Here is a 14,321-nt window from a genome sequence, read left to right as displayed (position 1 = left end):
AATATCCCCATTTTCTACAAGGCTGGGGAGCAGTGAAAGCTGTACAACAATTAGGTTGCGACAAATGAAGGTTTCTCAAGAAAGGAACCTTTTGTCTAGGAATCAAAAAAATATGTGTGGAATTGTAGGTGCTGTTGCACAACGTGATATTGCAGAAATTCTGTTAGAAGGTCTTCGTCGTCTTGAGTATCGTGGTTATGATTCAGCCGGTATGGCTGTCGTTGATCACGAAGGTCATTTGCAACGCTTACGTGAAGTCGGCAAAGTGCAAATGCTAGCTGAAGAAGCGGAGAAAAACCCAGTATCGGGTGGAACGGGGATTGCACATACCCGTTGGGCGACTCATGGTATTCCAAGTGAACGCAATGCTCATCCGCATACCTCTGGTTATATTGCAGTTGTTCATAACGGCATTATTGAAAACTATTTAGAACTGAAAGATGAACTGAAAAAACTCGGTTATATCTTTAGTTCAGAAACTGATACCGAAGTAATTGCTCACCTTGTTCACCATGAACAACAAAAAGGTGGCACGCTGGTGGAAGTGGTTCAACGTGTTATCCCACAATTGCGCGGTGCTTACGGTACCGTGATCATGGATAGCCGTATTCCTGAATTATTAGTTGCTGCACGTTCTGGTAGCCCGTTGGTTATTGGTTTAGGTGTAGGTGAAAATTTCTTAGCATCAGACCAATTAGCATTATTGCCTGTGACTCGTCGCTTTATTTACCTCGAAGAAGGGGATGTTGCCGAAGTCACTCGTCGTACTGTTCGTATTTTTGATAAAAGTGGTGAAGCTGTCGATCGCGAGCAAATTGAATCAAACGTTCAATATGATGCAGGCGATAAAGGCGTCTATCGCCATTACATGCAAAAAGAAATTTACGAACAACCAATGGCAATTAAAAACACCCTTGAAGGGCGTTTTGACAAAGACAATGGTATCGATTTAAGCGAGTTAGGCCCTCGTGCAAGTGAAATTTTATCTCAAGTTGAACATATCCAAATCGTCGCATGCGGGACATCCTACAATGCGGGAATGGTTGCACGTTATTGGTTTGAGTCTTTGGCTGGTATTCCTTGTGATGTGGAAATCGCTTCAGAGTATCGCTACCGTAACCCTGCTCACCGTAAAAATAGCCTGATGATTACGTTGTCTCAATCAGGTGAAACTGCGGATACACTGGCAGCCCTGCGTTTATCAAAAGAATTAGGTTATCTGACTTCTTTAGCAGTGTGTAACGTGGCGGGCTCTTCTCTAGTACGTGAATCTGAATTTGCTTTAATGACCAAAGCAGGGGCAGAAATTGGTGTGGCATCGACTAAAGCGTTTACCACACAGTTAACCGTCTTACTGATGTTAGTTGCGTATATGGGCCGCTTGAAAGGTGCTAATCCTGAGCTCGAAGAAAACATTTCTCACGCTCTACATGCGCTACCGGCTCGTATTGAAAGCATGTTATCGCAAGATAAAGTCATCGAAGCACTGGCAGAAGATTTCTCAGATAAACACCACGCATTGTTCTTAGGTCGTGGAGATCAATTCCCTATTGCAGTTGAAGGGGCTCTGAAATTAAAAGAGATTTCTTACATTCACGCAGAAGCATATGCAGCGGGTGAGTTAAAGCACGGCCCATTAGCGTTAATTGATGCCGATATGCCTGTTATCATCGTTGCACCTAACAATGAGCTGTTAGAAAAACTGAAATCAAACATTGAGGAAGTCCGTGCGCGTGGTGGCTTGCTGTATGTATTCGCTGACCAAGATGCAGGCTTTGAAGCCAGTGAAAATATGAAAATTGTTTCGCTACCTCATGTTGAAGAACTGATCGCACCAATTTTCTACACTGTTCCTCTGCAACTGTTGTCTTATCACGTTGCATTGATTAAAGGCACAGACGTTGACCAACCACGTAACTTGGCGAAGTCGGTGACGGTTGAGTAATTCAGCTGATTGAAATATAAATAAATCCGATTATGTTGTTAATGGCATAATCGGATTTTTATTTACAGGCCTTTTAATAGGCTTAATTTAAAATTAATTGTTGGTAATAACGGCGAAAAATGATGTTTTGTAGTTTTATAAGGCAATAGCTTATTTTTATATAAAATAACTTCAAAAATATTTTTCACATCATAAGGTTGGTCTGAATTTTGACAATTAACTTTGACTCGATTGTCTTGATAACTCAGCAAGATACAAGGTAACAGCGATAGTTTTAGTTGCTTAGCCACTTGATAGCGGTGGTTACCATCCATAATAATACCAGTGTGAATTTCACATGTAATTGGTGTTGTCCAAGTCCGATCACAGGCAATTTTGTGGCTAAGATAATCAACATGCTGTTCATCTGTTTCTTCTGATGAGCAAAAAAATTGTATTGGTTTCAATTCAATATGGTAGGTATCGTTAGTCATAACATCACCTTTATCAAAAAATTACTTATTATCTAAGCTTACAAAGTATCCAGGTTCATAAGGAATAGATAAAAATTTTTCATAGAATGTTTTAAATGTTTTATCTGCATTTAAATCAGCGAATAGTTCTGGGTGGATCCAATATGCGAGCTGCTGTATAGCAATAAAATCATAAGGGCTGTTATAGAATTGATGCCAAATAGCATAAAATTGTTGGTTCTTAACGGCATTACTGCCTGTATAGGCGGGTTTTTTTAAGTATTTTTCTAGTTTTATTTTAGCCGCATTGAGGTTTTCATTTGGGCCTAAGCCTATCCAATCTCCTTCAGGCATGAATTTTGAAAAGTTGGCGCTGGTAATAATCACTTTATCAGGGTTAGCGGCAAGCACTTGTTCAGGATTCATCATATAGAAGGTGTTAGGGGCATTGTTTGCGCCGATATTGTCACCACCAGCAAGTGAAACAAAGCGACCAAAGTTACCATCACCAAAAGTCAGACAGCACTCATCGGTATAACCACCTATGCGTTCAATAAAAATGCGTGGTTTTTGGGGATTATTTTTTGTGAGTACATCACTAACTCGTTTTAGCTGTTTTTCTCTAAATTGAATGAATTTCTCAGTTGTTTTTTCTTTCCCCCATAAAGCACCGAATAAGCGCATGGTTGGTGGTGTATTTTTTGATGGGTTAAAGCGAAAATCGACATAGATAATAGGGATCCCCGCCTTCTGTAATGCTTTATCGTGACCTTGCTCTTCAATAGCGGTTTTAGCTTCGATATTCATAATGATGACATCAGGCTGTAAAGTTAATGCATGCTCTATGTTTAAAGAACGTCTTTCTGTGCCACCAAATGTTGGAATTTTTTTTAGTTCAGGGAAATGCTCACTATATTGGCGCCATGTTGCAGGATCTGAGGTTTGCATATCGTTCCCCATTGCAACAATACGTTTTGCAGGGTTTTCTTTATCTAGCATGGCGACTAGGTAAAGCATACGGCCTTCACCTAAAATGACTTTTTTCACTGGAACGTTGACCTTGACCTTTCTATCTAGAATGTCGGTGACAACAATCTGCTCTGCTGAAATAGCAGTAGAGAATAGCAAAGTAAAAGAAAACAATAACAGGGATACTATTTTGATAGATAATTTATGCTTTTCTTTCATATAATTCCTCATTGGATGAATGTTTGATCAGTAAAATGATTGTAATTAGGCTTGTGATATAACCAGCTGAAACATAATAAAAAAGCCAATCAATTCCAGGAAATAGAATAAATATACTTCCTAAGGCAATTCCTCCGATAGAAGCGAATTGATTGATACTTTGTGATAAACCAAGTACATAGCCTTGATGTTCAGAGGATGTAGTTGAAGATATTAATGCCGTGAGTATTGGCGTTGTTGCACCAAGTAAAACTCCCCAAAGCAAGTACAGTGAGGCAAACCAAAAAATTATAGGGGTTAATGCAAGACAGATAACAACAATGACACAGGTGAAGATAATCCATTTTAAGCGAACCAATGAAACAGTTATTGATTGGTGTTCAAACCATTTAGCCCATAACTGAGCAGATAGAATAACCCCCATTGCTTGTAGACCATAAATTAACCCAATAACCCAGAAATCTATTGAGTAGGAATGGTTGAGGTATAATGAAAAACTGGGGAGGGTGAGCATTCTGCTCATTAATAAAAGCCCCATTAATAACATAAGGTGTTTCACAACTTGTTGAGGGCGATACTTTTTTTTGTTGTTAGATGTTTTTTTTGCTTGTATCACTAGATGATGTTTTTTATCTGAAGGTAAGAAAACAAATACAGTGACTGCGCAAACACCACAGAGTAGCCCCGCAATTATATTGATCCAAAAGAAATTGAGATAATCTAAGATTAACCCACCACAAAGTGCCCCCAGTAAAGATCCGATATTTGTAGATACTTGTAGGAAGGCAAAAAGCTGTGTTCGCTTTTTAGGATCGGTGACTGAAACGCCATAAGCTTGAGCTGGAGCAATATACCCTGCGCAAGCTCCTTGCACAGTTCTCAGTAATAAAATTAGCCAAGGGTCGTTACAAAATGATAATAAAATTTGGGTAATTGCTAAGCCAAGCAATGCACGGATCATCATTGCTTTATTACCCATTCGATCACCCATTCTTCCCCAAAATGTACTGGTTAACATGACACCAGTCATAGGGGCGACATAAACCATTGTCAAAGAAAAAGACTGTAGCCAACCCGAGCTATTATGTTGTAAATGAATAGGCCAAAATGGCCCACTCATTTCCATCGCTCCCATTGAAACAATTTGGATACAAAATAAGAAACCAATAATCAGATGGCTTTTCAGTAAATTCACGGTTAACTTACCTGATATTGAGTTAGATTTAGCTCGCTGAAGGCAGGATGCGGAATGTTAGGGTCTAGTCCTAGATACCCCATGCACCAAGTGTATATTTCATTCGTATAAGGGAGTGGAATATTGAGATGCTCACCTAAATGAACGAGTAAACTTAGCCCATAAACAATATCTTCCTGAAATACTCGATGTTGTTTATTAAAAGACCAGCCACTTTGCTTATGTTTTATTAATGGTAATTGGATACCATGGTAAGCCTCATTGGTACGAAGTATTGACCAAAGGGTTTTTGTATTACTAATTTGTTTAGGATGAACTTCGCGTAATTCATCAATTAAGGACTTTACTGTGACTAAAGGAATACCTAAGTTGTCTATTAAGTGTCGGCAAATAGAGAGTCGTTCTTCATCACAACGCTGTAAATAATAGGCGCTAAGCTCGGTACAATCATTCCACCAGCAGATAGGTGACTCAAAATAGTCATTATGCCATTGAGCGTATGGGCCGATTAGCCCGTAGATTACCGAGCTATGCATTATAGGGTTTGCTGGTGTTAGGGTAATTTCCAAATAGTTATCGAGAATACTAATAGGTGCGGAATATAGCCTTGATAACAATTTATGAAGCTGCTTTTTATTGGATTCATTTTCTCGACGATGAAAAGCAATAAAAAGTGCCGACTTTTCTCCACCGAAACAGACTTTAGTCCCAGGTTCTAATCCCCATGCTATATGAGGAACATCTTTCATTCCCCAAATCACGATATTAGGATTGTTTTTAAAGAACTGTTCAGCAAGCCAGTCAAAACCATTAATTCCAGGAATAGCACCGATAAAAACAGTTTTAGAAGAAGATAGATAAGCAGAAATAAAACGTAACCAACTTGCTTGATGATGGGAAGGGACAGTAAGAATGACTATGTCAGCTTCAGGTATCACCAGTTGTGGTGAATTGGTTATTAATCCAACAGAATGGTTTATTATCTCACCATTATTGTAATGAACAGACAGAATATTGTTTTGCTGTTGATGGCGTTCAACCGTTGTTGCATTTTGGGTCAGTAGTGATGTTTTTATATTTAGATATTGACTAAATAAAGCTACAGCAAGGTGACCCGTTTGACCTCCTCCGCAAATCACAACATTAAGATGTTTTTCTTCCGACATGACTTCCTCCTTAGCTAGCTTTCTCTAAAGAAACAGTATTAGTAAGCCAATGATTAAGTTGATGAGATATATCAGGTGAGGTCAAATTACGAGAGCTAAGCCACTGCTCATTAAATACGGTATTAAGATATTTTTCACCGCCATCAGCTACGATAACAACGATATTGCCGTGAATAGTATCGTTATTAATATACTCTAAGGCTTTATAGACAATTCCTCCGGTAGAGCCTCCTATTAACAAACCGTATTGGCTAGCAATATATCGCGCAGTTTCAAATGCTTGAATATCTGAAACTTGTGTATTATGGTCAATACAGCTGTAGTCCAGTACTAATCCAACTTCGTCCCCTTCAGGAGTGCCTGTACCTGATTGATAATAAGGTTTTCCTGGATATCCAAAAATAATGGACCCTTCAGGTTCAACGGCAACAGTGATAGTTTGTGGATTATGGGACTTTAGGCCTTGAGAAACACCAGTCATTGAGCCGCCAGTGCCAACACAGGCTATATATGCATCAATTCTGCCAATTTGTTCTATTAGTTCACAAACTAATGCAGCATAACCACCTGAGTTTGCTGCATTGTCTGATTGATTCATAAACGTTGCATTGGGAAGTTGGGAGGCTAATTCACTAGCAAGGCGCTGACGTTCGACAACCGCTACTTCGTCTTCCTGATAATCACCAATGACATAACGGATTTCAGCACCTAGTGCTTTCATTATCGCTATTTTGTCAGGAGCAGCGTGATGATCAACAACGGCAATAAAATGTAAATCAAATTCAATAGCAGCAAGCGCAAGGCCAATCCCAGTATTGCCTGATGATGATTCTATAATGGTACTTTTAGGCTTAATTTTCCCCGATTTTAGCCCTGCAATAACCATATTGCGTGCCATTCTGTCCTTCATACTTCCACCAGGGTTGTTCTTTTCTATTTTTAAAAATAAGGCACTTTTTTTATGGGGAACTGCAATACGTAAAATGGGTGTATTACCTATCAAATCAGTGATTTTGTTGTAGATCATAAGCTTACCTATTTAGTGTCTTTGAAAAAGATAAACTGCCCAACATTGTTTTCCTGTACATATAATCGGCAAGGTATTGGGTGCCGATGAAATTGACTCTCAAGTAAATCCATTTGATATCCCGCGGTATTAACGAATCCTAATAAGTCACCTGCTTGGGGAAGTTTGTTAAATAAAATAAGTCTGTGAGTAATCACATCATCTTCTAAACAGCTATGTCCTGCTATCCATGCTCGGATAGGTTGCTGTTTTGATTGTTTGGTAACAATATGAAAAGGGTCGATTAAAAATTCAGAGTTAAACCACGTTTCGCAGACGCTGAAGCTACTGCCTTCGACAAATATAATAGGGTGTTCGGATTGCTGGCAGGTACGTACAACTCGAAATAGAGTGATGGCGCTTTGATCAACAAGGCTACGCCCAGGTTCTATCGCTAATGTGACATTTAGCTTATTAATATATTGGGCGATTGTTTCATTATCGGTACATTTGCTTGTGAGTAATGTGCTAAGCCATTGTTCTGCAGACTGTTCACTACCATAAGGATAAAAATCTGCTGGAATACGGTGATTTTGATAAGTTTCAGTGGATTGATTATTAACCCAAGCTTGATAATGTTCTGTTGGGACATATTGAATAGGTAGCCCACCTCCGATATCGATAGTTTGGATGTTAAGCCCTAATTGTTGTGATAATTCAATCAGCGGTAATATTTCGTGAAAAGCTTGTACCCGTGAGGCTAGTGTATAGCCACCTAAATGGAAGTGGATCCCTTGCCATTGTAATTTATCATGTTGTTTCACTAATTTAAGTGCATTAACAAAAGCCGGGTATTTCATGCCGAATCGTGAATGGCTTGAATGCGGTTGATATCGCAGTAGTACTCTTGCTTTAAGTGATTGAAATTCTAATAAATGTAGAATATCTTGTAATTCTTCAAGTGAGTCTACGACAATTAGTGAGTTATGTAATATCAGTTGCCAGAGAAAATCATCTGTTTTGGCAGGGCCAGTAGCGCAAATTTTTTCAGGTGAAATGCCATATTGGTTGGCATCTCTCCATTCATGAAGGCTTGAAACATCAACTCCAATATTTTCTTCGATAGCTGTTCTGAGCAGGACGTTTGATTGATTAACTTTCACACCATATAAAATACATCCATTCACGTTGTTTTCTTGAAAAACAGCCTTCAGTTTTTGGATGTTCTGTTTCATCGTATGAGGAAAAACTAAGTTCAATGGTGAACCATACCGCTTAATCAATCCGACAAGCTGTTCATTATTAGAAAAACACAGTTGATGAATCTGAGGATCCATAATAGGAGGAAGCTCTGTTGGGGCTATTGTTTTAGCTGATAAATGAACAACAGTTGATATATTGACTAAGTTAGATTGATCCACCATGATTTTCACCTCTTAAAAGTCCACAGCAATTGATCCCATTACAGTTCTTGGTGAGCCTTGAGCGAAGGTGCTGTACGAAGCAACGCCAGACCAATAGTGTTCATTTAAAATATTATTGATGTTTAGCCTCAATGTTACAGGGGTATTGGAAACAGTTGTTTTATAAGCAGAACCGACATCAACGGTTGTCCATGAAGGAATTGAGTGGGTATTTTCTTTGTTCACATATTGGCGGGTATGATAATTAACATTGCCATTAATACTTAAACCAGAGACTGAAGGAATATCATATTCGGCTCCAATATTAGCCACCCAAGGAGATACACCGATGGGTTCATGCCCTTTGTTTTTCCCTGAAGCAGTTTTAGTCAACTCGGCTTGAATATAGGTAACACCACCCGTTAAACGAAGTGGTTCAAAAGGTTTGCCTGATATACTTAGTTCGACTCCTCGGTTTCTTTGTTCATCATTTGCTGAGTAAATCAAACTGTTAGGATCTAATGATCCACTTGGTTTACTAATTTGGAATAGGCTTAAAGTGGTTATTGCAGATGGTTGTTCATATTTAACCCCTAACTCATACTGTTTTGAACGAAATGGTTTCATCATTTCGCCACTATTTTTTGCATTAACTGGTGCGGTGCTTCCTTTACTTAGCCCTTCGACATAATTAGCGTATAGAGAAATATTATCTACAGGTTTAAACAATACACTAACGAGAGGGGTGATTGCGGACTCGTCATAACGAGTTGAAAGCTTACCCAAAGTAAAATTGTCAGACTTTACATTTTGATAGCGAAGGCCTGGAGTCACCATAAAAGAATCATTCAAGAAGCCGATAGTATCGACGAAAGAAACTCCTGATAGTGTATTTTCAGAACGTTTAGTTATTTTAGCGTAAGCAGGGATCTGTTTATCAATATAAGTAGGATTAAATAAATTGGTTGTATAAGGTGTTCCTGCTGTAGTGCCAATACGGTAGCGATCAAAATATTGATTCCACTGCAATGCAAGTTGATGTGATACTCTACCCGTCATGAATTCACTTTTAACCCCAGTACCAACTGAATAACGTTGAGTTTTAGTTTGGAAATTCATGATATAGGTTGAAATATCGCCTTGATTGTTAAGGATTGTATAGATTTGCTCATTAACTCGATCTATACGAGTAAGTGCTCCTCCTATATCCATAAATAGCGATGTATTGCTTAATATGTCATATTCCATATGTAGTAATGCGGAATCATCATTAGATTTCCACCATGTCCAAGGGCTGGCTAAATTGATTTTCCCACTCGGGGCCGAAGGGACAACACCATCAGGACCTAAATAAAATGGTCGATTCGTAGCATTCATATTTTGGTTTTGAATTATTAAATCTAAAGATGAGCGAAAGCGTTCATTAGAATAATCTAACGCAATTGCACCAACACTTTGCCTGCGTGTTTGATGATCGACGGCTGTATCACCATTGGTGTAGCTACCGTTAACACGAATACCAAAGTATTGGTTATTATCTAGATCATATAGGCGGCCCATATCTAGTCTGCCACCTAATAGTGAGTCGCTAAGGTACTGAGCGGTTAATTGTGTAATCGGTTGGGCACTTGCACGTTTAGTTACGACATTAATAACTCCACCAACTCCACCTTCAGGAGACATACCATATAGCAGTGAAGCGGGTCCTTTTAAAATATCAACACGCTCGGCATAATCCGTTAAAAGTTGAAAATTAGGAGATACACCATAAATTCCATTTAATGCAAACTCACTGATATTGCCTTCAGTAATAGGAAATCCTCGAATATATAAGGAATCAAGAAGACCTCCTTTCGAGCTACTAATTTGTATTGAGGTATCGTGAGATAAAATATCTGAAATTTGCTGTGCTTGTTGCGACTGCATATAAGCCGAATTATAATTTGAGATATTAAATGGAATATCCATAATATCCTTATCACCTATTAATCCTGCTTGCATTATTCTAGATGAAAAGTTATTAGGTTGCTGATTATTATTACTTGTTGTGGTAACTAGAATACTATCTTTATTTTTTTGCTCATTAGTTTGAGCATGTGCTGTTATTGTGCAAGATATCCCAATAACAATATATAACCATGTAGAGAATATGTTTATATTCTTATCTGTGTGTTTAGTTTTATTTTCTATTAAATTATTTTTCATATTTAAATTATCATTCAATTGATTTTTAATAAAATGAAGGGAATAGTATTACACTCGCCTTCTTGGTTAATGGATTTCTATTTGTTATTTTTGAAATAATAGAAAAGGATTTGTTAACCCATGTTGTATTCGATAATTAGTATATTGCTGAATATGCATACTAAGTAGCGAACGAGTTTGCCAAGGTTCATTCATAAACATTTGGTATTCATGTCGCCATAAATTATCATCAACTCGTGGTTGGAGCTGTTTAAAAACATCATGAACAACTGTTTTTAGTTCTAACCAAAGCTGGTGATCAGTCAATCGATAAAATCGAGTTAGGTGTACGGCAAGTTCGTGTAAATGGCAGACTAAACAGGCACTGATTAGAAATGTTCTAACGGGTTCTATATCTTCTTCAAAAATAGTAGGTAAGATGCCAGGCCAACGATAAGCTTGCAGCTGATAACCCCGCTGATTCAATAAAGGTAAAAATATTCGACCATCACCATAATCACGTATTAAAAATTTCTCAGGAATACCTTGAACAGTGAAGAGCACTTGAGTGTTTTGTTGATGGGCTTCCAGAGCAACTCCATAAAGTAAAAACATCGAAATACAAGGTGTTAGAATTACAGTCGCATATTGGTTAAACCATTGTTGAGGTGTTAAACCTGATTTTTCAATCAATTCAGTAAATATTGGTCGTGGTTGATATGGTAAATCAGTAAATAGAGTTGCCACAGTTATTGGCAGTAAGTGATCGTTTTTTTCATAAGCGTTGGTGCAACGAAATACGACAGAAATAAAGCGTCCTGCTGAATCATCTTGTTCTACTGCATGGTGGTAATGGATACCTACATCTTCACGCAGAGACTCCATTTTTCCATTAAAATAATGTTCGTGGTTTAAAATGTCATCTATTAGCTGACTTATTCTAGGTCCCATATGGATAGACTTAGCTTGTAAGCTACGCATTTCACTGGTCATCCAAACGGCGATAGGTAACTTTATAAATGCGGTGTTAATTGCATCTGTTGGTAACATTGTCCTGAATGACATTGTGGGTTTTGTTTCTAATTGAGGGCCATCAATGAGTAAAATTTCTTCGTCAATCAGTGATGTTGCTTGTTGTTTTACCCAATGATTTAAATGCCAGTCATGAACGGGAAGAGGCAGCCATTGGTATGGATTTTTCCCTTGTTGTTTAAGCCATTTGACCCATTGCCGGCCAACGATAGGGAATCGTTGAAGGAACCAATCATGAATGCTTTCCACATGAGGTAGTGACTCAACATAGGCCATATCTTGGCGTAGCGCCATAACTGTCAAATTTACCGTTGCATTAAACTCAGGAGATAAAGCTGCAACATCTTCTAAGCTCATGTTTGGCCTACTTTTCCATGTAGGATAATAGGGATGGCCTTCCAATGAGCCCCATTGATCAAGAAATAAAGCCGCATCACGTATACTATATTGTCCGGTAACCCAATCAGTCAGATAGTTGGTATTGTATTTTGCCATTTGAGTATTAATCAGTACTGACCATTCGGTACGATAATTGCGAGCGTTAATATCATTATTAATACTGTTTTCAATATCTGATTTTAATTTATTAATATTGTTATTATTAAAGGTTATATTTAACTCTTCCTCTAATTTTTCTAGAAGATAATATATTGTTTGAATAATTTCTTTTTTATTGTTGTTGTTAATTAAATAAATACCACCATAATTAAAGAATGTATCTACCGGATATATTTCCATGTTCTTAAAAAGAATCTTATAAGGGGTTTTCTTAAATTTATAAATATACCCACAATGGTCTATATCCCAATAAACTTGCTTTTTATCAATAAGATTCTCAGCAAATAAACAATGAATTAAACGTCTAAGAGCATTATTATTAGAGTGTTTTTCATTAATGTTAAAAGCTACTTTCTTTATAGGGTTACTTATCATGATCAGCCTCTTAAGCTACGAAAATGAATCAATTAACGGCATCTGTAATCTATATTCACTAAAGGGAGGATATAGATAAGAATATTTGAAAGATGATTTTAATAACGTTAGCATCACATAAAAGAATAGTAAATGATAATTATTCTTTTTTTTATTCTCAATTGTAAGTGAGAGAAATAAATATGTTATTCAAATAATTAACAAGAAAGGTGAAATCTAGAAGATGTAACATGTCACGGAATGCTTCTTGCCATTTGTTATCATCAATATCTATTGACTTAAAGTAGCGGAGCATCCTTGTATACTGTAGTAGCCTTGGGCTTATTTATAGGTTTGTTTGCTTTTTTCAACTTGGTCAACAACCTGAAATTTAAAGGCAAGGGAATAATCGTGTTGACTGTGTTTTAGTGAGCAGTTTCTAACATTCTCCAATTGTGGATTGGGAAAGTGTTAACCTTATTTAGAATTGGTCAATTGATTAATAAAATGTTCATTATTTAATCATAATAAGCCTTTTTATTTTTTTTGTCATAATATAATTTCTATTTTTTGTTTTTTTTAATATAACATAATAAAAAAATAAGGAAATAAACATATGGAAAATATATTTATCGATGTTATTGATAAGGAATATGAATTTTTATGTCAATTATATTGGCAGGTTGAGGGAAATGGTCGATTTTCATATTCAATGATTAAGATAGAAGAAAAAACACAATTAAAATCTAAGGAAATAAAAACTATTGTTGCTAAAAGCTGTAAAGCCTATAGTTTAAAACTAAAATGTGTTTCATGTGGTGAAATAGAATGTCTACGAGATAGAAGCCACTTTTCACATTTAAACGGTCTTGAACATGTTTGTATTGATTGTATTCGTATAGAGAATGAAAAAGAAAGGCAGGAAAAAATTGAATACATTAATGACTTATTATTTTGTAAAAAAGAAAATGCATTAAGTATTAATGATCTTTCTTTTGAAAATAGTGTTTTTTTACTTTCACTTATACGGTATTGTGCGGATGAAAACCTAATTTATTTAGATAGTCTTAACAATCTGAAACATGAGAAATTAACACCTAGTTATAATTTTGATTTATTAATTATAGAACAGCTTTATGCTTCTGGTGTGATAGCAATAAGTACAGTTACTAATTTAAAATATTTAAGTGTTAGTGGTGATTATGTTTATTTTAATGATGAGTTTATGTGCTGGGAAGTTATTGTTAAAGAAACAGATAACTTATCATCGATTATTGATTTATTGGAGAGGAAATTATCTGATTTATATTACTTACAAGAAAATAAAAAATCACTAATTGAACTATGTAAAAAAAATAATCTATTTGAGTGTTTTTTTTATTTAAACCATGAAATGAATGAATATAATTTCACATCTTTTCAAATTGGTGAAAAAACCACGAAAAACATCACCTGTTTATTAGAAAACTTATCTGTAGGGCAAGTTTTCTATATTATATCTAAAACAGTTACCGATGCTTTTATATATCACCAAAAAAAATCGACTAAAATCAACAAAGGGCAAGCTGCGAACTCTGTTGTTGATGCAATGAAGCGAATGCATGAAAGATATTTAGCTAATGGATGGTCGATCTATTCAAAATATCGGCCTCGTCATTGCCCTCAATCGGTACTTTGTCAGGTTTTATTTGTATTTATCTTGCAAACAGATGATGGTGGTATTCATAAATCGTTAAAACAAATTATAACTGACGATGATAAGGAGATTTTCTTGAATCATTAAGACATAATTTATGCCTTCCCACAATGATTTAGTTATAGGGTCATTTTCCCTGTAA

General features: G+C 36.5%; 10 protein-coding genes. 2 read left to right on the top strand and 8 right to left on the bottom strand.

The annotated features are described in order from the left end of the window. The first annotated feature begins 112 nt into the window (after positions 1–112). Positions 113–1,945: a glutamine--fructose-6-phosphate transaminase (isomerizing) gene (gene glmS / locus PR834_RS12595; RefSeq protein ID WP_094962006.1), complete on the top strand. Its 1,833-nt coding sequence runs from the start codon at positions 113–115 to the stop codon at positions 1,943–1,945. A 62-nt stretch (positions 1,946–2,007) separates the two neighbouring features. Here glmS and PR834_RS12590 read toward each other — a convergent pair whose 3' ends face one another. The 8 genes from PR834_RS12590 to PR834_RS12555 all read right to left on the bottom strand — a co-directional run bounded on the left by PR834_RS12590 (position 2,008) and on the right by PR834_RS12555 (position 12,309). Further along, entirely contained in the window at positions 2,008–2,418 is a 411-nt protein-coding gene (locus tag PR834_RS12590) for a hypothetical protein (RefSeq protein WP_272525167.1), read from the bottom strand. A 21-nt stretch (positions 2,419–2,439) separates the two neighbouring features. After that, a complete protein-coding gene (locus tag PR834_RS12585; protein WP_272536696.1) occupies positions 2,440–3,585 on the bottom strand; it encodes an ABC transporter substrate-binding protein in 1,146 nt (381 codons plus the stop codon). Then, complete coding sequence (locus PR834_RS12580) at positions 3,569–4,780, bottom strand: MFS transporter (protein ID WP_272536695.1); 1,212 nt, start codon at positions 4,778–4,780, stop codon at positions 3,569–3,571. Before PR834_RS12580 ends, PR834_RS12585 begins: the two co-directional genes overlap by 17 nt. A 2-nt stretch (positions 4,781–4,782) precedes the next feature. Next, on the bottom strand, positions 4,783–5,946 hold the full coding sequence (locus PR834_RS12575; protein ID WP_272536694.1) for an NAD/NADP octopine/nopaline dehydrogenase family protein: 1,164 nt from the start codon (positions 5,944–5,946) through the stop codon (positions 4,783–4,785). A 10-nt stretch (positions 5,947–5,956) separates the two neighbouring features. Then, positions 5,957–6,973, bottom strand: a complete 1,017-nt coding sequence (locus PR834_RS12570; protein WP_272536693.1) for a PLP-dependent cysteine synthase family protein — start codon at positions 6,971–6,973, stop codon at positions 5,957–5,959. 8 nt (positions 6,974–6,981) lie between these two features. Then, positions 6,982–8,376 carry a Y4yA family PLP-dependent enzyme gene (locus PR834_RS12565; protein ID WP_272536692.1) on the bottom strand — a complete coding sequence of 465 codons (1,395 nt, stop codon included), beginning with the start codon at positions 8,374–8,376 and terminating at the stop codon, positions 6,982–6,984. Positions 8,377–8,388: 12 nt separating this feature from the next. Next, positions 8,389–10,323 carry a TonB-dependent receptor gene (locus PR834_RS12560; RefSeq protein ID WP_272536691.1) on the bottom strand — a complete coding sequence of 645 codons (1,935 nt, stop codon included), beginning with the start codon at positions 10,321–10,323 and terminating at the stop codon, positions 8,389–8,391. Positions 10,324–10,644: 321 nt separating this feature from the next. Continuing rightward, positions 10,645–12,309 (bottom strand): IucA/IucC family protein, encoded by a 1,665-nt coding sequence (locus PR834_RS12555; protein ID WP_272536690.1) that lies wholly within the window; start codon positions 12,307–12,309, stop codon positions 10,645–10,647. Between the two features lie 790 nt (positions 12,310–13,099). On the opposite strand from PR834_RS12555, the gene PR834_RS12550 reads away from it, so the two are divergent. Continuing rightward, the gene (locus PR834_RS12550; protein WP_272536689.1) at positions 13,100–14,266 is read left to right on the top strand and encodes a hypothetical protein; all 1,167 of its coding nucleotides are present in this window, start codon (positions 13,100–13,102) and stop codon (positions 14,264–14,266) included. Positions 14,267–14,321 lie beyond the last annotated feature (55 nt).

Origin of the sequence: Providencia sp. PROV182, from assembly GCF_028480325.1 — a bacterium.
GTDB classification, from domain to species: domain Bacteria; phylum Pseudomonadota; class Gammaproteobacteria; order Enterobacterales; family Enterobacteriaceae; genus Providencia; species Providencia hangzhouensis.
This window is presented reverse-complemented; position numbering and strand designations above follow the sequence as displayed.

Excerpts from the sequence above, each read along its gene's own strand:
- glmS (WP_094962006.1), top strand. The coding sequence starts at position 113 with ATGTGTGGAATTGTAGGTGCTGTTGCACAACGTGATATTGCAGAAATT.
- PR834_RS12560 (WP_272536691.1), bottom strand. The coding sequence starts at position 10,323 with ATGGATATTCCATTTAATATCTCAAATTATAATTCGGCTTATATGCAG.
- PR834_RS12590 (WP_272525167.1), bottom strand. The coding sequence starts at position 2,418 with ATGACTAACGATACCTACCATATTGAATTGAAACCAATACAATTTTTT.
- PR834_RS12555 (WP_272536690.1), bottom strand. The coding sequence starts at position 12,309 with ATGGAAATATATCCGGTAGATACATTCTTTAATTATGGTGGTATTTAT.
- PR834_RS12565 (WP_272536692.1), bottom strand. The coding sequence starts at position 8,376 with ATGGTGGATCAATCTAACTTAGTCAATATATCAACTGTTGTTCATTTA.
- PR834_RS12575 (WP_272536694.1), bottom strand. The coding sequence starts at position 5,946 with ATGTCGGAAGAAAAACATCTTAATGTTGTGATTTGCGGAGGAGGTCAA.
- PR834_RS12585 (WP_272536696.1), bottom strand. The coding sequence starts at position 3,585 with ATGAAAGAAAAGCATAAATTATCTATCAAAATAGTATCCCTGTTATTG.
- PR834_RS12550 (WP_272536689.1), top strand. The coding sequence starts at position 13,100 with ATGGAAAATATATTTATCGATGTTATTGATAAGGAATATGAATTTTTA.
- PR834_RS12570 (WP_272536693.1), bottom strand. The coding sequence starts at position 6,973 with ATGATCTACAACAAAATCACTGATTTGATAGGTAATACACCCATTTTA.